Source organism: Streptomyces tsukubensis, from assembly GCF_003932715.1.
Classification (GTDB): Bacteria; Actinomycetota; Actinomycetes; order Streptomycetales; family Streptomycetaceae; genus Streptomyces; species Streptomyces tsukubensis.
Window position 1 is genome coordinate 4,615,166 of sequence record NZ_CP020700.1, and the last position, 22,226, is coordinate 4,637,391.

At 73.8% G+C, this 22,226-nt stretch carries 19 protein-coding genes; 14 read left to right on the forward strand and 5 right to left on the reverse strand.

Annotation, left to right across the window (positions count from 1 at the left end; genetic code table 11):
- Nucleotides 1–215: 215 nt before the first annotated feature.
- A complete protein-coding gene (locus B7R87_RS18910) occupies nt 216–872 on the reverse strand; it encodes a phosphatase PAP2 family protein (protein ID WP_006347463.1) in 657 nt (218 codons plus the stop codon).
- Nucleotides 873–1,056: 184 nt separating this feature from the next.
- On the opposite strand from B7R87_RS18910, the gene B7R87_RS18915 reads away from it, so the two are divergent.
- The gene (locus B7R87_RS18915) at nt 1,057–1,884 is read left to right on the forward strand and encodes a hypothetical protein (RefSeq protein ID WP_100249120.1); all 828 of its coding nucleotides are present in this window, start codon (nt 1,057–1,059) and stop codon (nt 1,882–1,884) included.
- Nucleotides 1,885–1,962: 78 nt separating this feature from the next.
- On the opposite strand, the gene disA is transcribed toward B7R87_RS18915, so the two are convergent.
- Together disA and radA are read right to left on the reverse strand one after the other, a co-directional pair.
- Entirely contained in the window at nt 1,963–3,111 is a 1,149-nt protein-coding gene (gene disA / locus B7R87_RS18920) for a DNA integrity scanning diadenylate cyclase DisA (protein WP_006347461.1), read from the reverse strand.
- 115 nt (nt 3,112–3,226) lie between these two features.
- Complete coding sequence (gene radA, locus B7R87_RS18925; RefSeq protein ID WP_006347460.1) at nt 3,227–4,744, reverse strand: DNA repair protein RadA; 1,518 nt, start codon at nt 4,742–4,744, stop codon at nt 3,227–3,229.
- Nucleotides 4,745–5,018: 274 nt separating this feature from the next.
- Here radA and B7R87_RS18930 point away from each other — a divergent pair, with 274 nt between their 5' ends.
- The gene (locus B7R87_RS18930; RefSeq protein ID WP_130584940.1) at nt 5,019–7,265 is read left to right on the forward strand and encodes a BACON domain-containing protein; all 2,247 of its coding nucleotides are present in this window, start codon (nt 5,019–5,021) and stop codon (nt 7,263–7,265) included.
- 6 nt (nt 7,266–7,271) lie between these two features.
- Here B7R87_RS18930 and B7R87_RS18935 read toward each other — a convergent pair whose 3' ends face one another.
- A complete protein-coding gene (locus B7R87_RS18935; protein ID WP_078902195.1) occupies nt 7,272–8,138 on the reverse strand; it encodes a hypothetical protein in 867 nt (288 codons plus the stop codon).
- Between the two features lie 41 nt (nt 8,139–8,179).
- On the opposite strand from B7R87_RS18935, the gene B7R87_RS18940 reads away from it, so the two are divergent.
- From B7R87_RS18940 to ilvD, 4 genes are all read left to right on the forward strand, one after another.
- The gene (locus B7R87_RS18940) at nt 8,180–9,139 is read left to right on the forward strand and encodes a Ppx/GppA phosphatase family protein (protein WP_006347457.1); all 960 of its coding nucleotides are present in this window, start codon (nt 8,180–8,182) and stop codon (nt 9,137–9,139) included.
- 226 nt (nt 9,140–9,365) lie between these two features.
- A complete protein-coding gene (locus B7R87_RS18945; protein WP_006347456.1) occupies nt 9,366–10,244 on the forward strand; it encodes a sugar phosphate isomerase/epimerase family protein in 879 nt (292 codons plus the stop codon).
- Nucleotides 10,241–10,981, forward strand: coding sequence for a TetR/AcrR family transcriptional regulator (locus B7R87_RS18950; RefSeq protein WP_006347455.1), 741 nt, complete (start codon nt 10,241–10,243; stop codon nt 10,979–10,981). The genes B7R87_RS18945 and B7R87_RS18950 overlap by 4 nt, the downstream gene beginning before the upstream one ends.
- 158 nt (nt 10,982–11,139) lie before the next feature.
- Nucleotides 11,140–12,990, forward strand: a complete 1,851-nt coding sequence (ilvD, locus tag B7R87_RS18955; protein ID WP_006347454.1) for a dihydroxy-acid dehydratase — start codon at nt 11,140–11,142, stop codon at nt 12,988–12,990.
- A gap of 123 nt (nt 12,991–13,113) precedes the next feature.
- Here ilvD and B7R87_RS18960 read toward each other — a convergent pair whose 3' ends face one another.
- A complete protein-coding gene (locus tag B7R87_RS18960) occupies nt 13,114–15,402 on the reverse strand; it encodes a protein kinase domain-containing protein (protein WP_157997791.1) in 2,289 nt (762 codons plus the stop codon).
- A gap of 137 nt (nt 15,403–15,539) precedes the next feature.
- On the opposite strand from B7R87_RS18960, the gene B7R87_RS18965 reads away from it, so the two are divergent.
- The 8 genes from B7R87_RS18965 (at nt 15,540) to proC (ending at nt 22,165) form a co-directional block, all read left to right on the forward strand.
- Nucleotides 15,540–15,884, forward strand: coding sequence for a hypothetical protein (locus B7R87_RS18965; RefSeq protein ID WP_006347451.1), 345 nt, complete (start codon nt 15,540–15,542; stop codon nt 15,882–15,884).
- Nucleotides 15,885–15,952: 68 nt separating this feature from the next.
- Nucleotides 15,953–16,495 carry a hypothetical protein gene (locus B7R87_RS18970; protein WP_006347450.1) on the forward strand — a complete coding sequence of 181 codons (543 nt, stop codon included), beginning with the start codon at nt 15,953–15,955 and terminating at the stop codon, nt 16,493–16,495.
- A gap of 74 nt (nt 16,496–16,569) precedes the next feature.
- Nucleotides 16,570–17,430: a class I SAM-dependent methyltransferase gene (locus B7R87_RS18975; RefSeq protein ID WP_130584939.1), complete on the forward strand. Its 861-nt coding sequence runs from the start codon at nt 16,570–16,572 to the stop codon at nt 17,428–17,430.
- 33 nt (nt 17,431–17,463) lie between these two features.
- The gene (sigJ, locus tag B7R87_RS18980; protein WP_006347448.1) at nt 17,464–18,381 is read left to right on the forward strand and encodes an RNA polymerase sigma factor SigJ; all 918 of its coding nucleotides are present in this window, start codon (nt 17,464–17,466) and stop codon (nt 18,379–18,381) included.
- Between the two features lie 64 nt (nt 18,382–18,445).
- Nucleotides 18,446–19,588, forward strand: a complete 1,143-nt coding sequence (locus tag B7R87_RS18985; protein WP_040915022.1) for an NAD(P)/FAD-dependent oxidoreductase — start codon at nt 18,446–18,448, stop codon at nt 19,586–19,588.
- 48 nt (nt 19,589–19,636) lie between these two features.
- Nucleotides 19,637–20,542: an ABC transporter ATP-binding protein gene (locus B7R87_RS18990; protein ID WP_006347446.1), complete on the forward strand. Its 906-nt coding sequence runs from the start codon at nt 19,637–19,639 to the stop codon at nt 20,540–20,542.
- Nucleotides 20,539–21,276, forward strand: coding sequence for an ABC transporter permease (locus B7R87_RS18995; protein WP_006347445.1), 738 nt, complete (start codon nt 20,539–20,541; stop codon nt 21,274–21,276). The genes B7R87_RS18990 and B7R87_RS18995 overlap by 4 nt, the downstream gene beginning before the upstream one ends.
- Nucleotides 21,277–21,355: 79 nt before the next feature.
- Nucleotides 21,356–22,165 carry a pyrroline-5-carboxylate reductase gene (gene proC / locus B7R87_RS19000; protein WP_006347444.1) on the forward strand — a complete coding sequence of 270 codons (810 nt, stop codon included), beginning with the start codon at nt 21,356–21,358 and terminating at the stop codon, nt 22,163–22,165.
- The last annotated feature ends 61 nt before the right edge of the window (nt 22,166–22,226 follow it).

The window sequence follows — 22,226 nt, forward strand, 5'->3', positions numbered from 1 at the left end:
CACCGGTCGGAGCAGCGGGCGGGGGAGCTGCGGGGACCGGGCCGGACAGCGGGCCGACTGCCGGGGTCGAGCCGTACAAGCCGTACAAGCCGTACGGCCGCCCGGATCGGACAGGGGCGTACAGCGGTACGGCCGCGGGGGCCGGGGTCGTACGGCGGTACGGTCCTCGGCGCCAAGGCGGTACGGCCCGGTCCGCACCGCCGAGGGACGCCGGGTCAGCGGCGGTGGGACGCTCCCGACCGCCCCCGCCGCCCGGCCACGGGCTCCGGCCCCGGCCCGGCGAACCAGGCGATCACTCCCGTACGGCTCGTCCGCATGCTCGTCAGCAGGGCCGTCGCGGGCCGGGTCAGCACCCGGACGAACACCACGGTCACGACCCCGCCCAGCACCAGCCCGACCGCCACGTCATGCGGATAGTGGACGCCGACGAAGACCCGGGAGAACGCCATCAGCAGCGCCATCGGCACCACCAGCGCCGCGATCCTCGGCCAGGCCAGCACCAGGGCGACGGCCGCGGCACCGGCTATGGAGGCGTGGTTGCTGGGGAAGGACCAGTCCCCGGTCGGCGGGCACTCCACCAGGGACGTCGCGGCGTCCTTGACCGTGCGGCAGGGGCGCTCCTCGTCGAACAGCGACTTCAGCGATTCGCTGACGACATATCCGGTGGCGGTGGCGAGCGGCGCCAGGACGGCGACGGCGACGGCCCGGGCGGAGCCCGTACGCTGCCGCCACCAGGCGACGACGAAGAGCACACCGAACAGCAGCAGCCCGGCCTCGGTCCACACCTCGGCGGCGTGCTGGAGCCACGAGGGCGAGTCGTCGGCGAGGTCGGTGATATCGCGGTAGAGGCCGCGGGTGAGGGAACTGTCCATGACAGTGACCGTATCGAGCGGGCCCGGCCCGTCCCCCGGCCGATCGGCAACGACCACCCCCGACGAAAGTAAGGGGCCGGCCGTGCGGTCCGGGCGCCCTCTCCGGGATGATGATCCGTAGAACTTCGGACGAGTGCGGCGGGTGGGACGGGAGTTGGGCCCGACCTCTCGTAGAGTTTGACCCGTGGGATCTCTGCGCAATCCGATCGGGCCGCTTCCCTCCTCCATCTACTGGCGACGGAGGGCGGTGGCGTTCGCGCTGGCCGCGGTACTCCTTCTGCTCGCCTTGTGGGTGTTCACCGCGGGCGGAGGTGACGGCGACCGCAGCGACGGGGCCAACAAGAGCTCCTCACCCGCGTCTTCGATCACCCCGGGGCCCAAGCAGTCGGGCCCGGCGATCAGCCGTCAGCCCGGCGGCCGGGACGAGCCCGGTGCCACGGGCGGTGACAGCGCGGGCGGCGACTCCGCCGGAAGCGAAGGCTCCGGCGGCACGGAGGGCTCCGGCGGAGACACCGGCGGTACGGACGGCGGTACGGGGCAGACGTCCGGCTCCGGCGAGGGTACGGGCGGAGCGGGCGGGACCGCCGAACGCGTACCGGCCGGATCCGCACTCCCCGACTGCCCAGCGGACGCCCTGGCGTTGAGCCTGGCACCCACCCGACTCACCTACGCCATCGGTGAGAAGCCCGCGTTCCGGCTGACCGCCCGGAACGCGTCGGCCGCGGACTGCAAGGTGGACCTGGGCCGTTCGTCCGCCGTGCTGACGGTCACCGACTCGGCGGACGAGGAGGTGTGGTCGTCCGACGACTGCCCGCGGGACCAGGCCAGTGTGCTGCTGAAGGTTCCGGCGCGGACGACGATCAGCCACACGTACGAGTGGGACCGCGCCCGCAGCACCGGGCAGTGCGCCACCCCGCCCGCGGGCCGCGTCGGCGCCGGGACCTATCTGCTGGAGGCGAAGTTCGCGGGCGAGACGGTCAGCCCGGCGTCCTTCGTCCTGGCGAAGGACTGAGCGGCCGCAGGCCCCTGGCCCGGGTCTCCGGGCCGGGGGCCTGCCGGGGCCCGCACGGCCGGGGCCCGGCCGGTGCCCTCAGACGTAGCGCTCCAGGATGGACGACTCCGCCAGCCGCGACAGGCCCTCCCGGACGCTCCTGGCCCGCGCCTCACCGACACCGTCGACCGTCTGGAGGTCGTCCACGCTCGCCGCGAGCAGCTTCTGCAGACCGCCGAAGTGCTCCACGAGCCGTTCGATGATCGCCCCCGGCAGTCTCGGCACCTTCGCCAGCAGCCGGTAGCCGCGCGGCGAGAGCGCCGAGTCGAGGGTCTCGGGCGAGCCGCTGTAGCCCAGGGCACGCGCCACATTGGCCAGTTCCAGCAGCTCGGGGTGGGTGAGCGCATCCAGCTCGGCCAGCGCCTCGTCGACCGTGCGCGGCCGCTGGGCCCGGCCCGGGACGGCCCTGGGCGAGTTCGGCTCGGGCACATAGTCCCGGACGACCAGCTCCCGCTCGGGTTCCACGCCCGCGATCAGCTCGTCGAGCTGGAGGGCGAGCAGCCGTCCGTCGGTGCCCAGCTCCACCACGTACTCCGCGATCTCGGTCGCGATCCGGCGGACCATCTCCAGCCGCTGCGCCACGGCCGTGACGTCCCGGACCGTGACCAGATCCTCGATTTCCAGGGCCGAGAGGGTGCCCGCGACCTCGTCCAGCCGGAGCTTGTACCGCTCCAGGGTGGCCAGCGCCTGGTTGGCCCGGGACAGGATCGCCGCGGACTCCTCCAGCACCCGCCGCTCACCGTCCACGTACAGCGCGATGAGGCGCATGGACTGGGAGACGGAGACCACGGGGAAACCGCACTGCTTGGAGACCCGGTCGGCGGTGCGGTGCCGGGTGCCGGTCTCCTCGGTGGGGATCGACGCGTCCGGGACGAGCTGCACCCCGGCGCGGAGGATCTTGGTGATGTCCTTGTCGAGGATGAGCGCGCCGTCCAGTTTGCACAGCTCGCGCAGGCGGGTCGCGGTGAACTCGACGTCCAGCACGAACCCGCCCGTACACATGGAGTCGACGGACTTGTCCATGCCGAGGACGATCAGACCGCCCGTGTTGCCGCGGAGGATGCGCTCCAGGCCGTCCCGGAGGGCGGTGCCGGGCGCGACCGAGCTCAGGGCGGCGCGGATCTGTGCTTCGGTGCCGGAGCCCGCGCCGGACTTTCCGGGTGCTGCTGCCCGGTCGTTGGCTGCCACTGCACTCCTCCGGCTCGTACGGATGGGCGAGACCAGGGCAAAGTCTACCGGCGCGTGTCCGCGCCCCGTGGGCTGTCCGCGCGCTCTGTGCGCCGGGCGCCTTCACCGGGCCTCCTCAGAAGGGCTCGCGGTCCTCGTCACGGGCGGCACCGCGGCCGCTGTCACGGCCCCCGCCCCTGCCGCCCCGGGCGGCGGCTTCCCGGGCACCCCAGGGCGCACTCTCCGGTCCCTTGCCCGGGCCGTCGTTGTCGCCCCGCCGTCGGCCGCGCGGCAGGACCCGCAGGGCGTCGCCCATGTTCGCCACCTCGGTGACGGTCATTCCGGCCGGGACCTTGCCCGGATCGGCGGGCACCAGCGCATGGGTGAAGCCCAGGCGGTGGGCCTCGGCGAGCCGCCGCTGGACGCCGGTGACCCGCCGGACCTCGCCCGCCAGCCCGACCTCGCCGATGGCGACCAGGTTCTTCGGCAGCGGGGTGTCACTGGCGGCCGAGGCCAGCGCCAGCGCGATCGCCAGATCGGCGGCGGGCTCGGACAGCTTCACCCCGCCGACGGTGGCGCTGTAGATGTCCCGTTTGCCGAGGGCGCTGATCCGGCCGCGCTGCTCCAGCACCGCCAGCATCATCGACACCCGGGAGGTCTCCAGACCCGAGGTGGTGCGCCGGGGCGAGGGGATCTGGGATTCGACGGTCAGCGCCTGCACCTCGGCCACCAGCGGTCGGCGGCCCTCCAGAGTGACCGTCAGACAGGTGCCGGGCACGGGCTCGTCGCGGCGGGTCAGAAAGAGCCCGGAGGGGTCGGTGAGACCGGTGATGCCCTCGTCGTGCAGTTCGAAGCAGCCGACCTCGTCCGTCGCCCCGTAGCGGTTCTTCACACCGCGCACCAGGCGCAGCCGGGCGTGCCGGTCGCCCTCGAAGTGCAGTACGACGTCGACCAGGTGCTCCAGCAGCCGGGGACCGGCGATCGCGCCGTCCTTGGTGACATGGCCGACGAGCAGCGTCGACATGCCCCGCTCCTTGGAGGCCCGGATCAGGGCCCCGGCGACCTCCCGCACCTGTGCCATCCCGCCGGGCGCGCCGTCGATCTCCGGGGAGGCGATCGTCTGCACCGAGTCGAGGATCAGCAGGGACGGCTTCACCTCGTCGAGATGGCCGAGAACGGACGCGAGATTGGTCTCCGCGGCCAGATACAGATGGTCGTGCAGGGCGTTGATCCGGTCGGCCCGCAGCCGGACCTGGCCCGCGGACTCCTCGCCCGTCACATACAGCGTCGGATGCTCGGGGCCCGCGGCCTTGGCTGCGACGTCCAGCAGCAGCGTCGACTTGCCGACGCCAGGCTCCCCGGCGAGCAGCACCACGGCGCCCGGGACCAGCCCGCCGCCCAGCACCCGGTCCAGCTCGGGCACACCGGTGGAGCGGGCGGTCGCCTGCCGCCCGTCGACCTGGCCGATCGGGAGCGCGGGGGCGGAGACCCGCCCGGCGGCCGTGGTGCGCACAGCGGGCGCGGCCCCGTACTCCTCGACCGTCCCCCAGGCCTGGCACTCGGGGCAGCGGCCGAGCCACTTGGCGGTCGTCCAGCCGCATTCGGTGCAGCGGTAGGACGGACGGTCCTTCGCGGATTTGGTACGGGCAGCCATGGGGAAACCGTAGCCGCCGCCACCGACAGCCACGGCCCCGGCGCTGCGGGGGCGGGCAGGCCGGCGGCGGGGTGCCGGGGGCGCGAGGCGGGTGGCCGCCGACCGCGCAGGGCCCGCAGCGCGGTACATCCGGTCCATGAATCGGCCCCAATGCCCAAGAAAGAGTGGGTGGAATGAACGATCCCTGTCCCCTTTTGAGCGAACTGTTCACCCGTAAGAATTAAAAGCTGGAAAGCGGTAAGAACGCCGTGCCCGGCCTGCCTACGGTCACCTGATGACGAGCAGCTGGCCGAACCAGAGCAGTTGGCCGAACCAGGCCTCCCGCGCCCCGCGCGGTACCGGTGCCCACCGGTCGCGCCGCCGTACGCCCGGCGCGGCGCAGCAGCCGATGCCGCCCGCCGGGCCCGGCCGCGCCGGGGCGCAGCTGCCCGCGTCCCCGGCGGAATCCCGTGACCCGGGACGCCCGGCGGGACGGGACGGTGCCTTGGGCAGAGACCTGAACGGTGGCCCGGACGGTGGCCCGGACGGTGGTCGGGGCAGCGGCCCGGGCGGAGGCTTCGACGGGGGTCGGCACGGGGGGCGACACGGTGGCCCGGGCGGCAGCCCGCACAGTGCTCCGAGCGGTGGCACCGACGGCGTCCCGGTCGGCGGGCGCGCGGACCTCGGCCCGGAGACCGTCCCCGACCGGGCCCGGGACGCCGACCGCGGCCGGGACCCCGACCGGGCCCGTCCCCCGGGCCGGGCACGTTACGGACAGCGGTACGAGCCGTATCTCGACGGCCTCTTCACCTACTGCCTCTCCGTGCTCTGCGACCACGACAGCGCCACCGCCGCCCTCGGCGAGGTGCTCGCCACCGCCGAACGCCACCACGGACGCGCCCCCGGCGAAGGCCCCGCAGACCGGCCCGCAGACCGGCCCGCAGACCGGCCCGCAGACCGGCCCGGGGCCCGGCCCGGCGACGGCCGTACCGCGGACGACGACCCCGCCCCCGGCCGGAAGGCCTGGCTGTACGCCCTGGCCCGCTGGACCTGCCGGCGGCGCCTCGCCGAACAGCGGCGGGCCCGCCACGGAGCGCACACCGGCAGGCGCGCCCGCGTGTTCCGTACCTCCCCCGCACCCAGCCCCGCGCCCGGTGCCGAACCGGGCACCGGCCAGGCCGCGGAGTCCGACCCCGCCGCCCGCCACCGCGCACAGCTCGCGCTCCTCGCCTGGCCCGAGGCCGCGGGCACCACCCCCGAGCAGCGCGAAGCGCTCGAACTCTCCGTCCGCCACGGACTGGGCCCCCGCGAGATCGCCGCCGTCCTCTCCCTCGACCCGGCCCGGGCCCGTGAACTGATCGCCACCGCCGGCTGCGAGCTGGAACGCACCCGCGCCGCCCTCGCCGTCGTCGGCTCCGGCGACTGTCCCGCCGTGGCCGGACTCATCGGGGACGACCGCGTCCTGCTCTCCGCCGCGCTCCGCACCGAGCTCGTCCGCCATGTCGACGACTGCCCCCGCTGCCGCCGCGCCGCCGAACGCGCCGAGGCCCGCGGCCCCTGGCCCGGCGCGGCCCCCCGCCCCGGCACCCTGCCGGTGCCGGCGGCCGAGCGCCCGGCCGCGTACGCGGCGATGCGCACCGCCCGCGCGGGCCGCACCCGCGCCACCACACCCCGTTTCGGCCCCGGCGGCTTCCCCCGCGACCCCAAGGACCACGCGGCCCGGCGCGAGAAATTCCGGGCCCGCGCCCTGACCACCACGGTCGTCGCCACCGTCGTCGCGGCACCCGTACTCGCCCTGTGGGCCGCCTACCGCGGCGCCCCGCTCACGGGCGAGCCCCATGCCGGGCCCGCCGTCACCGCGTCCGAGGAAGCCGACGGCGCGCACCGGGGCCGCTCCGGCCACCCCTACACCCCCGGCGATCGGTACGACCGCCACGAGAACACCGGCAGCGCCGTGCCCGGCAGCCACCGCGGGGTCTCCGTGGAGGTCGTCAGCAGCGGCACGCCCGTACCCCCGGCGCGCCCCGGCGCACCCGCTCCCGGCCGCCTCGGCCTGACCGCGCGGGCGTACGGCGACACCACCCGGCTCACTCTCACCGCCTCCGGCGCCGCCCCCGTCGTCTGGTCGGCCCGGACGGGTGTCTCCTGGCTGCAGCTCAGCCGCTCCTCGGGGGTGCTGCACCCGGGGGAGTCCGTCACCGTGCTGGTGACCGTCGTGCCGGACCGGGAACCGGCCGGCCCGTGGCGCGCGTATCTGCGGGTCGAGCCGACGGGTGCCGTGCTCCGCATCGACGGCCGGGGCGCCCCGGAACACTCCCCGGACCCGGGCCCCCATCCCACCAGGCCCACCCGGCCGGGTCTGCCGACCGGACGGCCCTCGTCACCCGGCCCGGACCCGAGCCCCACGGCGACCGCGAGCCCGACGCCCACCCCGACTCCGTCCCCGACCGCGAGCGAACCGCAGGCGTCCCCGTCGCCCACCCCGAGCCCCACGGACCCGGACCCGGGCGCCTCGCCCACCGACGGAGCCCCGCCCCCCTAGGCCGTGTCAGCTCCCGCCGCAGCCCCCGGCACCCGCGCCGTCCGCCGGATGCGGTGCCAGCAGCGGAAGCTGCGACGCCAGCCGCGCCTCGCACAGCTCCACCAGCACCCCGTACGCCTCCTTGCCCATCAGCTCCGTCAGCTCGGGCCGGTACGACACGTACACCGGCTCGCCCGCACCGTGCGCCGAGGTCGCCGACGTGCACCACCAGTGCAGATCGTGACCGCCGGGGCCCCAGCCCCGGCGGTCGTACTCACCGATGGAGATCTGGAGCACCTTGGTGTCGTCGGGCCGCTCGATCCAGTCGTACGACCGGCGGACCGGCAGCTGCCAGCACACGTCCGGCTTGGTCTCCAGCGGCTCCCGCCCTTCCTTCAGCGCCAGGATGTGCAGCGCACAGCCCGCGCCCCCGGCGAACCCGGGACGGTTCTGGAAGATGCACGACCCCTTCCAGCGGCGGGTCTGCCGCGCCCCGCCCTCACCTTCGTCGTCATCAGCGTCATCATCGGGGGCTTCCTCCACCCAGCCTGTCGCCGTCCCCTCACCGTGGAACTGCCACAGCTCCGGCGTGAGCCTGGCCACATGGCCGGCGACCCGCTCCTCGTCCTCCTCGTCCGAGAAGTGCGCCCCGAGCGTGCAGCAGCCGTCGGCCGCGCGACCCGCCTGGATGCCCTGGCAGCCGCTGCCGAAGATGCAGCTCCAGCGCGAGGTCAGCCAGGTCAGATCGCAGCGGAAGACCTGTTCGTCGTCGGCGGGATCGGGAAACTCCACCCAGGCCCGCGGAAAGTCCAGTCCGACCTCGTCACTGGGGGCCGGGGCCGGACCCCCGGAGCGCTCTGCTTTGCCCGGCTTCGCCTTTTTCGTCTTTGGCACAGGTCAAGGGTATGTCCGCGACCGCAGTAGCGTTCGTACTCATGAGACTCGGAGTCCTCGACGTCGGTTCGAACACAGTGCACCTGCTGGTGGTGGACGCCCACCCCGGCGCCCGCCCGCTGCCCGCCCACTCGTACAAAGCGGAACTGCGCCTCGCCGAACTGCTCGACGAGCACGGCGCGATCAGCGCCGCCGGGATAAAGCGGCTGATCGGCACCATCGGCCGGGCCATGCAGACCGCCGAGGACCAGGGCTGCCAGCAGGTGCTCTCCTTCGCCACCTCCGCGGTGCGCGAGGCCAGCAACGCCGATCTCGTCCTCGCCCGGGTGAAGGCGGAGACCGGCGTCGAGCTGGAGGTACTCACCGGCGCGGACGAGGCCCGCCTCACCTTCCTCGCCGTCCGCCGCTGGTTCGGCTGGTCCGCGGGGAAGCTGCTGGTCCTCGATATCGGCGGCGGTTCGCTGGAGATCGCCTACGGCATCGACGAGGAGCCCGACGCGGCCGTCTCGCTGCCGCTGGGCGCCGGACGGCTGACCGCCGGAATGCTGCCCGGCGACCCGCCGGACGCCGAGGCGGTACGGGCGCTCCGCCGCCATGTCCGCGCCGAGATCGCCAGTACGGTGGGCGAATTCAGCCGCTTCGGGCGCCCCGACCACATCGTGGCCACCTCCAAGACCTTCAAGCAGCTGGCCCGGATCGCGGGCGCCGCCCGGGACGCCGACGGGCTCTATGTCCACCGCGAGCTGAGCCACAAGGCCGTCACGGACTGGGTTCCCAAGCTGGCCGCGATGACCGCCGACCAGCGCGCCGAACTGCCCGGGGTCTCCGTGGGCCGCGCCCGCCAGCTGCTGGCCGGGGCCCTGGTCGCGGAAGGCGCCATGGACCTCTTCGGCGCCCAGGAGGTCGAGATCTGCCCGTGGGCGCTGCGCGAGGGCGTCATCCTGCGCCGTCTGGACCACCTCCCGGCCGCCCCCGCGGTGGGCCCGGCGGTCCGCTCGTAAGCACCCGGCCCCGCCCGGCACCCCGCCCGGCCTCCCGCTCATCAGCGCCCCGCCCCGCCCGGCGCCCGGGCGGGCCCGCCGGGCTGTGTTTCGCGCTGCGGTTCGCGCCGCATTGCGCACCGCCCGGAGCCGGGGCCCGGGCCCGTACCCTGTCTCCGTGGCAGAAGTGGCGACAGGGACGGGCACGGACGGGACGGCGGACCGCGCCCCACGGGCGGACGGCGCCGTGCGCCGGGACATCCTCCGGGCGCCCGGCCCCCAGGTGCTGCTCTCCACCGCCTCCGTCTATCCGGAGTCCACCGCCACCGCCTTCGAGATCGCCGCCCGCCTCGGCTACGACGGCGTCGAGGTGATGGTCTGGACGGACCCGGTCAGCCAGGACGTGGAGGCGCTGCGCGGCCTCGCCGACTACCACGCGATGCCGATCCGGGCGGTCCACGCGCCCTGTCTGCTGATCACCCAGCGGGTCTGGTCCACCGACCCGTGGGTCAAGCTCCAGCGGGCCCGGGCCGCCGCCGAGACCCTGGGCGCGTCGACCGTCGTCGTCCATCCGCCGTTCCGCTGGCAGCGGCAGTACGCCCGCGACTTCGTCGAGGGCATCTGGCGGATGGCGGACGAGACGGATGTCCGGTTCGCGGTGGAGAACATGTACCCGTGGCGCTACCGGGACCGCGAGATGCTCGCGTACGCCCCCGAATGGGACGTCACCAAGGACGACTACCGCCACTTCACGATCGACCTCTCCCATACGGCGACCGCCCGGACCGACACCCTGGCCATGGTCGACCGCATGGGCGACCGGCTCGGCCATGTGCACATGGCCGACGGCAAGGGGTCCGCGAAGGACGAACACCTGGTGCCGGGCCGCGGCGACCAGCCCTGCGCGGAGCTGCTCAGGCGGCTCTCCGACAGCGGCTACGAAGGCCATGTGGTCATCGAGGTCAATACCCGGCGGGCGATGTCGTCGGCCGAACGCGAGGCCGATCTCGCGGAGGCGCTGGCCTTCACCCGGCTCCATCTGTCCGCCGCGGCGGCGGAGCGCCCGGACGCCGGGGCGGGCCTCGCGGATGGCGGCGGCACAGGCCGGGGAGTGCGCCGCGCATGACGGACGCCACAAACACCCCAGAACCCCCAAACACCCCGCCCGACTCCTCCCGCTCCGGAGGTACGGCCGCTTCCGCGGGAGCACCGCCCCGCCGCGGCCGCGGCCGCCCGGCCCGTACCGAAGCCCCCGAGGGCCCCGGCGCCCGGGAGCGGATCCTGTACGCGGCCCGGGAACAGTTCGCCGAGCGCGGCTACGACAAGGCCACCATGCGCGGGATCGCCCGGGCGGCGGGCGTGGACGCGGCCCTGGTCCACCACTACTTCGGTACGAAGGACGACGTCTTCGCCGCGGCCGTCGAGACCTCCTTCGAACCCGCGGCGGCGCTCGCGGCGATCTTCGGCGACACACCGCCCGGGGGGCCCGCGGCCGGAGCGGCCCCGGACCTGGACGGTATCGGCGAGCGGCTCGCCCGCTTCTACCTGGGAGTATGGGAGAACCCTGGCTCCCGCGCCCCGCTCCTCGCGATCGTCCGGTCGGCCCTCACCAACGAGGCCGCCGCGGCCGTCTTCCGGGATTTCGTACTGAACAGGCTGCTGGCGCGGGTCGCGGAGCGGCTCGCGGTCCCGGACCCGCGGCTGCGGGCCGAGCTGGCGGCGGCCCAGATGATCGGGGTCACGATCCTGCGGTACGTGCTCCGCACCGAGCCGCTCGCGTCGGCCGATCCGGAGGAGGTCGTCCGGCTGGTGGCCCCGGCCCTCCAGCACCATCTGACCGGGGAGGGCCCGGCCGGGCCCTGAGACGCGAGACCCCCGCGCCCGCCCGCCGCGGTGCCACGGACCCGTACCCCGTCTCGTCCCGTCCCGTATCCGATCCCGTATTCCGGACAGAATGTCCAGATCTTGGAGTCCGGGCGTAGGATTTCTCCATTGACCGACCTACCGAGGAGCGAGCGACGATGCCCGAGCTGAGGTCCCGCACAGTCACCCACGGCCGGAATATGGCAGGGGCCCGCGCCCTGATGCGCGCCTCGGGCGTAGCGAGCGCGGACATCGGCAAGCCGATCATCGCCGTGGCGAACTCCTTCACCGAGTTCGTCCCCGGGCATACCCACCTCCAGCCGGTCGGGCGGATCGTCAGCGAGGCGATCAAGGCCGCGGGCGCGGTCCCGCGCGAGTTCAACACCATCGCGGTCGACGACGGCATCGCCATGGGCCACGGCGGAATGCTGTACTCCCTCCCCTCCCGCGACCTGATCGCGGACAGTGTGGAGTACATGGTCGAGGCGCACTGCGCCGACGCCCTGATCTGCATCTCCAACTGCGACAAGATCACCCCGGGCATGCTCAACGCCGCCCTGCGCCTGAACATCCCGACGGTCTTCGTCTCCGGCGGTCCGATGGAGGCCGGCCGGGCGACCCTGGTCAACGGCACGGTCCGCAAGCTCGACCTGATCAACGCCATGGTCGACGCGGTCGACGAGAGCGTCTCCGACGAGGACCTGCTCCGCGTCGAGGAGAACGCCTGTCCGACCTGCGGCTCCTGTTCCGGCATGTTCACCGCCAACTCGATGAACTGCCTCACCGAGGCCATGGGGCTCTCCCTGCCGGGCAACGGCTCGGTCCTCGCCACCCACACCGCCCGCCGCGCCCTGTACGAGAACGCGGGCCGTACGGTCGTCGAGATCACCCAGCGGTACTACGAGCAGGACGACGCGAGCGTCCTGCCCCGGAACATCGCGACCCGCGCCGCCTTCGACAACGCCATGGCCCTCGATATCGCCATGGGCGGCTCGACGAACACGATCCTCCATCTGCTGGCCGCCGCGCAGGAGGCCGAGCTGGACTACGGTCTCGACGACATCGACGCCGTGTCGCGCCGGGTGCCGTGCCTGGCGAAGGTCGCGCCGAACGTCGCGCCCCAGGGCACGTACTACATGGAGGACGTCCACCGGGCCGGCGGCATCCCCGCCATCCTCGGCGAGCTGTACCGCGCCGGGCTGCTGAACCAGGACGTCCACACCGTCCACTCGCCCTCCATCAAGCAGTGGCTGGACACCTGGGACGTCCGCGGCGGCTCCCCGTCCGCCGAGGCCGTCGAGCTGTGGCACGCGGCCCCCGGCTGCGTCCGCTCCGCCGAGGCGTTCTCCCAGTCCGAGCGGTGGGAGACCCTCGACACCGACGCGGCGAACGGCTGCATCCGCGACGCCGCCCACGCGTACAGCAAGGACGGCGGTCTCGCCGTGCTGAAGGGCAATCTGGCGGTCGACGGCTGTGTGGTGAAGACCGCGGGCGTCGACGAGTCGATCTGGACCTTCGAGGGCCCGGCCGTGGTCTGCGAATCGCAGGACGAGGCCGTCGACAAGATCCTCCGCAAGGAGATCACCGCGGGCGACGTCGTCGTCATCCGCTACGAGGGCCCCAGGGGCGGTCCCGGGATGCAGGAGATGCTCTACCCGACGTCCTTCCTCAAGGGCCGGGGCCTGGGCAAGGTCTGTGCGCTGGTGACCGACGGCCGGTTCTCCGGCGGTACGTCGGGCCTGTCCATCGGTCATGCGTCGCCCGAGGCGGCTTCGGGCGGCACGATCGCCCTGGTCGAGGACGGCGACCGGATCCGTATCGACATCCCCGGCCGTTCGATCGAACTGCTGGTGCCGGAGGAGGAGCTGGCGGCCCGCCGGGAGGCGCTGGGCGGGGTGTACGCGCCCAAGTCGCGCGAGCGGAAGGTGTCGGCGGCGCTGCGGGCGTACGCGGCGATGGCGACGAGCGCCGACAAGGGTGCGGTGCGGGACGTCTCCCGCCTGGGCTGACCGCGGCGGCGCTCCCGCCCGGCCCCGCGCGGGTCCTTCTCTGTCCGGCCGGTGGCCGGGATCCCTCACCGGGGGTCCCGGCCACCGCCGTATCCGGCGCCCCGGCGGGACCGGGCCCGCCGTTCAGAACCGTGCCGGGTCCGACGACGCCATCGCGTAGACCGAACCGTCCGGAGCCGTACCGAACACCCGGTCTCCGGCCGCGACCGGGGCGGGCAGGAAGGACGTGTAGGTACGGGCTCCGCCGTCCATCCGGGGGTCGGTCTGGCCGAGGAGCCTGCCGCGGTCCGCGTGCACCGCGAGCAGCCGGCCGTCCCCGGCGCCGACGAAGACCGCGGGCCCGCCGGTGACCGGCCGTGACAGATGCGTCGCCCCGGTCTCCAGCCGCCACGACTGCGCCGCCGCCGGTCCGCCGGCCCGCCCGAGCCGTACGGCTACCAGGGATCCGCCCGCCCCGCTGAGGTACACCGCTCCGCCGGAGACCACGGCCTGTGCCTGCGGAACCGGCGCGTCCAGTGCGATGCGCTCCACCGCGCGCCCGCGCGCGCCGTCCCCGGGAGTGAGCCGGACGACCGCGTCCGTGCTTCCGCTCGCGTCGGTGGTGATCAGGAGGAGCGCGCCGGACGCGTATCCCGCGGGCCGCAGGGTGCCTTCCAGCCGGTGCTGCCGCAGCAGCAGGCCGGTGTCCGGGTCGACCGCGCGGACGGTGGTGCCCGCCCCGCTGGTCTCCGGTGCCACGGCGTAGACGGTACGCCCGCCGTCGACCCACTCGGCGACGCCGCCCGAACCGTGCCGGGCCTGCCACCGCTCACGGCCGGTCCTGGCGTCCAGGGCCCGTACCCGCCCGTCGTTCCGGACCAGCAGCACCAGATCGCCGACATGGCGCACGGCCTCGTAGGGCCGGACCGGAGTCGACCAGCGCGGGGTGCCCGTCGCCGGGTCGAGCGCTTCGGCCGGTCCGCCGCCGGGGGGCCGGACATGGACCAGGCCGCCCGCGAAGACCGGGGCGCGCGGTCCGATGTCCGCCGGGGCGCCCTTGCCCGCGGGCCGGGACCACACCGTGCGGCCGGTTGCCGGGTCGAGCCGGGCGGCCCGCACCCCGGGCGCGGCACAGAAGAGCGCCGCCGCATCGGGCGCGAGCGTGCACGCCGGGGTACGTTCCTCGCCGCGCGCCTCCCCGAGCCGGACGCTCCACTTCTCCGGAGCACCGGCAGCGGCGTCCGACCGTGCCGCGGCCGTACCGGACCGGGCAGCGGAACCGGAACCCGATCCCGATCCGGAATCCGGTCCGGAACCGTCCCCGGCGGTCCGGGCCACCACGGCACCGCCCGCCACGAGCACGACGAGCGCGGCCGCCGCGACGGCCCACCGCCGCCGCTTCCGCTTCGGACCGGCGGCCCCACCCCCGGACGGCGGCTCCGAAGGACCGCCCGCCCCCGCTCCCACCTCAGGAAACACCGAACCTGTACCCGTACCCGACCCGGAACCGGCCTCCCCGTCCGCGAACAGCGGCCCCGGCACGCTCTCCCGCGGATCCGGCGACCTCGGCACCGGCACATAAGCCTGGGTGTCGTACGACGCCGAAGGCGATGCCTCCCGCAACGCCACCATCAGCTCGTACGGCGTCGGCCGCGCCGCCGGATCCTTCGCCAGACAGCGCCGGATCAGCGGTACGAGACCCGACGGCACCCCCGCCAGATCGGGCTCGTCGTGCACGACCTGGTAGGCGACGATGTACGGGCTGTCGGAGTCGAAGGGCCCCCGCCCGGTCATCGCGTGGACCAGCACCGCGCCCATCGCGAACACATCGGCGGCCGGCCCGACCTCCCGGGGCCGCTGGAACTGCTCGGGCGCCATGAACGGCGGCGTACCGATCAGCTTCCCCGTCTCGGTCCGCAGATCGCTGTCCACGGGCCGGGAGATCCCGAAGTCGATGACCTTCGGCCCGTCCGGCGCGAGCAGCACGTTGCTGGGCTTCAGATCGCGGTGGACCACCCCCACCCGGTGGATGTCGCGCAGCGCCTCGGCCAGCCCGGCACCCGCCCTACGGGCCTCCTCGGGATCCATCGGACCGTTCCGCTTGACCCGTTCGGAAAGGGTGGGACCGTCGATGAAGAGGGTCGCCATCCAGGGCCGTCCGGCCTCCGGGTCGGCATCGACGACCGGGGCGGTAAAGGCCCCGCTGACCCGTCTGGCCGCCGCGACCTCCTGCCGGAAACGCGCCCTGAACTCGGGGTCCGTGGCGTGCTCGGCATGAATGACCTTGACCGCGAGCCGCAGCCCCGACGCGGAGGTCGCCAGATGGACCACGCCCATGCCGCCGGTCCCGAGAGAGGCTTCGAGCCGGTACTGGCCTGCGTATTCCGGTTGTCCTGATTCCGACGCCTGACCAGTGCTGCGCAGCGGTGGCATCCCCACCCCCGATGGTCGATCGTGCGCACCCGCGAACTTCGGAGCCTAGTCGATGGTGAGTACGACACCGCAGTGGTTGGGCGCCGGGGCGGGGCGTACCGTACCCGTACGCAGATACACCAACGGGGGAGATTTCCATGGCAATCGACGAAGCCCGTCCGGAAACCGACGTTCCGCTCGCCGGTCCGGCCGCCCTCGCCGAGGCAGGGGCGGCGGCCTCCGACGTCACGGCATCGGTCCGCTACTACCCGGTCGCCCCGGGCGTCGCGCTCCACGTCCGGACGGGCCCCGGCACCCAGTACGACATCATCCGCACCCTGCCCGTCGGCTCCCGGGTGCCGATCTTCTGCCAGAAGCCGGGGCAGGCCGTGAAGGGCCCGTACGGCACGTCGAGGATCTGGGACAACATCGGCAACGGCGAGTTCGTCTCGGACGCCTACATCCGGACCGGCAGCGACGGCTACGTCGCCATCCGCTGCTGACACCCGCCGTCCGGCCCCCGGACCCCCGGCCCGTGGGGGACGGCCGCCCGCGGGGGATAATCGGGCTCGTGAGCGAGCAGCAGAAGACCACCGATGACGGGGCGACCCCGAGCGGTCCGCAGCCCGAGCCCATCCGTTTCTTCGGTACGACGTGGGTCGACCACGACGGCGGGTACGGGCTGCGCCGTGCGGGCGTGGCCGTGGGCGCGGCCGCCGCGGCGGCCGTCGGCGCCCTCGCCCTGCGCCTGGGCTACCAGGGACTGACCATCGCCGATGTCGGGGGCATTCTGAACGCCCTCGTCATCGTCATGTTCGCGGTGTGCAGCGCGATCGCGTTCCGCAAGACCTGGGAGGGCTTCACGCGCCGCCCGTCGGGTGCCGTCGGCCCGGACGCACTGCGCAGCGTGCGGACGGTCGGCTTCGTCGGCGTGCTGCTCGCCTGGTGCTTCCGGGCCCTGAAGGAGGCACCGGGGGAGGGCCTGTACCGCCGGGAGTACGAGACGGCCCGCGCCCAGTACGACAAACGCCGCCGCACCCGCACGGGCAACCCGGCCGCCCGCGGCACCACCGAGTCCCCGGGCAGGTCCGCCCGCCCGAAGCGCAAGCGCTGAACGCCCGGCCCGCACGGGCCGGACGCTGCACGAGCGGGGCGTAGAACCCCCGCTTCCCGGCCAGGATCCTCACCATGACGAACTCCCCGCCACAGCAGCCCCATCCACCCCGGCAAGCACCGCCGGACCAGGCTCCCGGCCCGGTCCCGCCCGCCGGAACGCTCGCCGGTTCGCCGCGCGCCCGCTCCTTCGACGCCGCGGCCGCCCAGTACGCCGCGGCCCGCCCCACCTATCCGCCCGCGCTCTTCGACGCGGTCGAGGAGATCACCGGCCGGCCGCTGCGCGGGGCGCGCGTCGTCGACGTCGGCGCGGGCACCGGGATCGCCAGCGGGCTGCTGGCCGGGCGCGGTGCCCGGGTCACGGCCGTGGAACCGGGCGCGGGCATGGCGCGGGAGTTCCACCGGGCGCTCCCGGAGATTCCGCTGGTACGGGGTGTGGGCGACGCCCTTCCACTGGCCGGCGGCTGGGCGGACCTGATCACCTACGCACAGTCGTGGCACTGGACGGACCCCGCACGCTCCCTCCCCGAAGCCGTCCGGGTCCTGCGGCCCGGCGGCTCCCTGGCGCTGTGGTGGAACGCCGCCGACTACTCCGTGCCCTGGCTCGCCGCCCAGGGAGCCCGCTTCCGGCAGTGGATCCCCGAGTGGACGAACGGCTCACCGGGAGCCGCCCGCGAACTGCCCGCGGCCTTCCCCGCAGTGCACCGCACCCTCCGCTGGACCCGTTCCGTACCGCTCACCACCCATCTCGACAACATCGGCAGCCACTCCCTGCTGCTGACCCTCGGCCGGGACCGGGCCGCCGAACTGCTGGACCGGGAGCGGACGGAACTGCTGAAGGTCTTCCCCGGCGGAACGGTCCCCGAGGCGTACACGGTCGAACTGACGGTCACCACCACCGAAGCCGCCCAGCGGCACCGCATCCGGAATCCGTAGCCCGAAAACCCACGCAACCTGAGGACCGGGGACATGGCCGAGCTGTCCGAGTTCGAGAAGCACCGCCGCCGACTGTGGGCCATCGCCTACCGCATCACCGGCTCCGTCTCGGACGCCGACGACGCCGTACAGGAGACCTGGCTGCGCTGGCAGAAACTGCCGGACGGCACGGCGGACTCCCCGGGCGCCTTTCTGACCACCGTGGTCAGCCGGATCTGCTACGACCAGCTCACCTCGGCCCGCGCCCGGCGCGAGACGTACATCGGAACGTGGCTCCCCGAGCCGCTGGTCACCGTCACCGAAGGCGGGCCCGAGGAGCGGGCGACGCTCGACGAGTCCGTGGGCACCGCCCTGCTCACCGTCATGGAACGGCTCAGCCCGCCCGAACGGACCGCGCTCGTCCTCCACGACGTCTTCGCCGTACCGTTCGCCGAGATCGCGGACGTGGTGGGCCGCAGCCCCGACTCCGTACGGCAACTGGCCTCCCGGGCCCGCCGCCGGGTCCGCGACGAGGAGCCCCGCCGCTCGGTCGACCGCGCCGAGCACCGCCGTACCGTCGAGGCCTTCCTCGCCGCCGTCACCGGCGGCGAACTGGAACAGCTTCTGGAGATCCTCGACCCCGAGGTGGTCTGGCGCTCCGACGGCGGCGGCAAGGTCATGGCGGCCAGGATCCCGGTCGTGGGCCGCGAGAAGGTCGCCCACTTCCTCGGCAAGGTGCTGCGCAGGTTCGTCCCCGGCCGCTCCTGGATCGCGGTCCGCGATATCAACGGAGCCCCGGGGCTGGTCGCCGCCGATCCGGTCGGAGACTGGGCCGCCGTGTACTCGTTCACGGTCCGCGACGGCCGCATCGCCCGTATCGACTGCATCATCAACCCCGACAAACTCGCCCACCTCGACTTCGCCGCCCTGCGCGGCGTGCCGCCCGCCGGAGGTGCCGGCGGCCCGGAGTGACACCGGCGGCGGAGAAAAATGCGCCGTCCTGTCACATCGGCCTCCGCCGTGTCGTCACCCGGGTATGACGACGACACAGCAGCAGCGCAGCTCTCTCGAAAAGCCGCAGGTGACGGTTCTGGGGGCCGGGTACGGGGGGCTGCTCGCCGCACTGCGGCTCGCCCCGCACGCCCGGGTCACCCTGGTCGACCCCGCCGACCGCTTCACCGAGCGGGTCCGCCTCCATGAGCGCGCCGCGGCCCGTACCGATATCAGCCACCCCCTGGCCGGGCTGCTGCGCGGTACCGGGGTCCGGCACGTGGCGGCCCGGGCCGCGGCCCTGGACCCGGCGGCACGGACGGTCACCACCGACGACGGGCAGGTGCTTCCCTACGACCGCCTGGTCTACGCCCTCGGCAGCCGTACGGGCACCCCGGCTGCCGCCGAAGCCGCAGTCGAATCGCAGGGCCGTCTCCACACCGCCGAGTCGGCCGCGGCCCTGCGCGACCGGATGCGCGGAGCCCCGGGGTCGGTCGCCGTCGTCGGAGGCGGGCTCACCGGTATCGAGATGGCCGCCGAACTGGCCGAGACCTACCCCGACCGGTCCATACGCCTCCTCTCCTCGGGGCCCGTCGCCGCCGGGCACTCCGCCCGCAGCCGCGACCACATCCGCACGGTCCTCTCGGGTCTCGGCGTCCGGATCGAAGAGGGCATCGACGTCCCCGGCCCCGAGGCGGTGGACGCCGACACCGTCGTCTGGTCGGCGTCGATGGTCCCCAACACCGGCCTGGCCTCCGCCGCCGGACTGACGCTCGACCCCGCGACCGGCCGGATCGCCGTCGACGAGACCCTCCGCTCCGTCAGCCACCCCGAGATCTACGCCGCCGGGGACGCCGCCGCAGCCCACAACGCGACCGCGGGCGCCCTGCGCATGGGCTGCGCGACAGCCCTCCCCACCGGCTCGCGCGCGGCCTCTTCGATCATCTCCGGGATCCGGGGCGAACAGCCCGCACCACTGAAGTTCGCCTATGTCGTCCAGTGCGTGAGCCTCGGCCGCCGGGACGGGGTGGTCCAGTTCGTCAGAGGGGACGACTCCCCGCGCTCCCGTTCCCTCACCGGCCGCACGGCGGCCCGCTTCAAGGAGCAGATCGTGCTCTCGACGATCCGCACGTTCCGGCTGGCCCGCCGCACCCCCGGCCTGATCCCCGCCGTCCCCGGTATGAGCTGACCCCCCGGACGCTTGACGGCCGGCACCCCCAGGAGCAGTATTCATCGCATGATGAATAAATCCGGGGGTGCCTTCGTCGATGCCTCGGGCATCGCCGTACTCGCACGCGGCCTCACCGTCGCCCGCGGCGACCGCACCGTCCTCCACTCACTCGACTTCACCGTCCCGCCCGGCCGCATCACCGGTCTCCTGGGCCCCTCCGGCTGCGGCAAATCCACCCTGATGCGTACGCTCGTCGGCGCCCAGGCCCGGGTCACCGGCACTCTCGACGTCCTCGGCCGGCCTGCGGGAAGCGCGGCCCTCCGCTCCCGCATCGGCTACGTCACCCAGGCCCCCTCCGTCTACGACGACCTCACCGTCCGCCGGAACCTGGAGTACTTCGCCGCCGTCCTCCGGCCCGGCCGCCGGCACCGCGCCGGCCGCCGGGCCGATGTCACCCGCGCCATTGCCGACGTCGACCTCACCTCGCACACCGACACCCTCGCCGGACGCCTCTCCGGCGGCCAGCGCAGCCGGGTCTCCCTGGCCGTCGCCCTGCTCGGCACCCCCGAGCTGCTCGTCCTCGACGAACCCACCGTCGGCCTCGACCCCGTACTCCGCCGCGACCTCTGGACCCTCTTCCACCGCCTCGCCGCCGAACGCGGCACCACGATCCTCGTCTCCTCCCATGTCATGGACGAGGCCGAACGCTGCCACCGCCTCCTCCTGATGCGCGACGGCCGGATCCTCGCCGAGGACACCCCCGACGGCCTCCGCGAACGCACCCGCACCCCCTCCGTCGAAGCGGCCTTCCTCCACCTCGTCGACGAGGCCGCCGCCCGCCCCCGGCCGGTATCCACAGCCGTACCCGGCCACCCGCGGACACCGCAGCAGCACCACAGCCGTCACCGCATCAACGGCAACACCGGCAGCACCGGCATCAACGGCAGCACCGACCAGGAGGCCACCCGATGAGCACCGCCCGCACCCTGGCCACCGCCGCCCGCGTCCTGCGCCAACTGGCCCACGACCGCCGCTCCATCGCCCTGATGCTGCTCGTCCCCTGCGTGATGCTCCTGCTGCTCCGCTACGTCTTCGACGGCAGCCCCGACACCTTCGACTCCATCGGCGCCTCCCTCCTGGGCATCTTCCCCCTGATCACGATGTTCCTGGTGACCTCCATCGCCACCCTCCGCGAACGCACCTCCGGCACCCTCGAACGCCTCCTGGCCATGCCCCTGGCCAAAACCGACCTCATCGCCGGCTACGCCCTCGCCTTCGGCCTGGTCGCCGTCGTCCAGTCGCTCCTCGCCACCGGCCTCGCCCTCTGGGGCCTCGGCCTCGACATCACCGGCTCCGCCCGGCTCCTCCTGGTGGTCGCCGTTCTCGACGCCCTCCTCGGCACCGCACTCGGACTCTTCGTCTCCGCCTTCGCCACCTCCGAATTCCAGGCCGTCCAGTTCATGCCGGCCGTGATCTTTCCCCAGCTGCTGCTCTGCGGACTCTTCGCCCCACGCGCCTCCATGCAGCCCGTCCTCGAAGCGGTCTCCAACGCCCTGCCCATGTCGTACGCCGTCGACGCCATGCGCGAGGTCCAGCAGCACACCGACACCACCGAAGCCTTCGTCGCCGACACCCTGGTCGTCGCGGGCTGCGCCCTCCTCGTCCTCGCCCTCGGCGCGGCCACCCTGCGCCGCCGCACCCCCTGAGCCCCGGTCACGGACTCACCGCCCGTCCACCGGTGCAAGGATGGGGCCAGAACCCCCCAGCGGCGAGGTGAACAGAGCCATGACCCAGACAGTCGCAGTCCTCGGCACCGGCAAGATCGGCGAAGCCCTTCTCAGCGGAATGATCCGCGGGGGCTGGCGGCCGGCCGATCTGCTGGTCACCACCCGCCGCACCGACCGCGCCGAGGAGCTCCGCACCCGCTACGGAGTCGAACCCGTCACCAACCTCGAAGCCGCCAAACGGGCCGACACCCTCATCCTGGCCGTCAAGCCCCAGGACATGGGCAAGCTCCTCGACGAACTGAGCCCCCATCTCACCCCCGACCGCCTGGTCATCAGCGCCGCCGCGGGTATCACCACCTCCTTCATCGAGGAGCGCCTCGGCGCCGGCACCCCCGTGGTCCGTGTCATGCCCAACACCCCCGTACTCGTCGACGAAGGCATGTCCGTCATCTCCGCCGGGCACCACGCCTCACCCGGACACCTCGCCCACACCGAGGAGATCTTCGGCAGCGTCGGCAAGACCCTCCGTGTCCCCGAGTCCCAGCAGGACGCGGCCACCGCCCTCTCCGGCTCGGGCCCCGCGTACTTCTACTTCCTCGTCGAGGCCATGACCGACGCGGGCATCCTCCTCGGCCTGCCCCGCGCCCAGGCCCACGACCTCATCGTCCAGGCCGCCATCGGCGCCGCGGTCATGCTCCGCGACAGCGGCGAGCACCCCGTCAAACTCCGTGAAGCAGTCACCTCCCCCGCGGGCACCACCATCAGCGCCATCCGCGAACTCGAAAACCACGGCGTCCGTGCCGCCCTGATCGCCGCCCTCGAAGCCGCCCGCGACCGCAGCCGCGAACTCGCCTCCGGCAACGGCTGACCACCCACCCCCGTCGGTGGCCGTGCCCACCCACGGCCACCGACGAGGAGAGGCTCCAGCC

What these genes read in the sequence shown, in the direction of transcription:
- B7R87_RS18995 (WP_006347445.1), top strand. Translation starts at nt 20,539, where the DNA reads ATGAGCACCGCCCGCACCCTGGCCACCGCCGCCCGCGTCCTGCGCCAA.
- B7R87_RS18960 (WP_157997791.1), bottom strand. Translation starts at nt 15,402, where the DNA reads ATGCCACCGCTGCGCAGCACTGGTCAGGCGTCGGAATCAGGACAACCG.
- radA (WP_006347460.1), bottom strand. Translation starts at nt 4,744, where the DNA reads ATGGCTGCCCGTACCAAATCCGCGAAGGACCGTCCGTCCTACCGCTGC.
- B7R87_RS18975 (WP_130584939.1), top strand. Translation starts at nt 16,570, where the DNA reads ATGACGAACTCCCCGCCACAGCAGCCCCATCCACCCCGGCAAGCACCG.
- B7R87_RS18950 (WP_006347455.1), top strand. Translation starts at nt 10,241, where the DNA reads ATGACGGACGCCACAAACACCCCAGAACCCCCAAACACCCCGCCCGAC.
- ilvD (WP_006347454.1), top strand. Translation starts at nt 11,140, where the DNA reads ATGCCCGAGCTGAGGTCCCGCACAGTCACCCACGGCCGGAATATGGCA.
- B7R87_RS18965 (WP_006347451.1), top strand. Translation starts at nt 15,540, where the DNA reads ATGGCAATCGACGAAGCCCGTCCGGAAACCGACGTTCCGCTCGCCGGT.
- B7R87_RS18990 (WP_006347446.1), top strand. Translation starts at nt 19,637, where the DNA reads ATGATGAATAAATCCGGGGGTGCCTTCGTCGATGCCTCGGGCATCGCC.
- B7R87_RS18940 (WP_006347457.1), top strand. Translation starts at nt 8,180, where the DNA reads ATGAGACTCGGAGTCCTCGACGTCGGTTCGAACACAGTGCACCTGCTG.
- sigJ (WP_006347448.1), top strand. Translation starts at nt 17,464, where the DNA reads ATGGCCGAGCTGTCCGAGTTCGAGAAGCACCGCCGCCGACTGTGGGCC.
- proC (WP_006347444.1), top strand. Translation starts at nt 21,356, where the DNA reads ATGACCCAGACAGTCGCAGTCCTCGGCACCGGCAAGATCGGCGAAGCC.
- B7R87_RS18910 (WP_006347463.1), bottom strand. Translation starts at nt 872, where the DNA reads ATGGACAGTTCCCTCACCCGCGGCCTCTACCGCGATATCACCGACCTC.
- B7R87_RS18985 (WP_040915022.1), top strand. Translation starts at nt 18,446, where the DNA reads ATGACGACGACACAGCAGCAGCGCAGCTCTCTCGAAAAGCCGCAGGTG.
- B7R87_RS18930 (WP_130584940.1), top strand. Translation starts at nt 5,019, where the DNA reads ATGACGAGCAGCTGGCCGAACCAGAGCAGTTGGCCGAACCAGGCCTCC.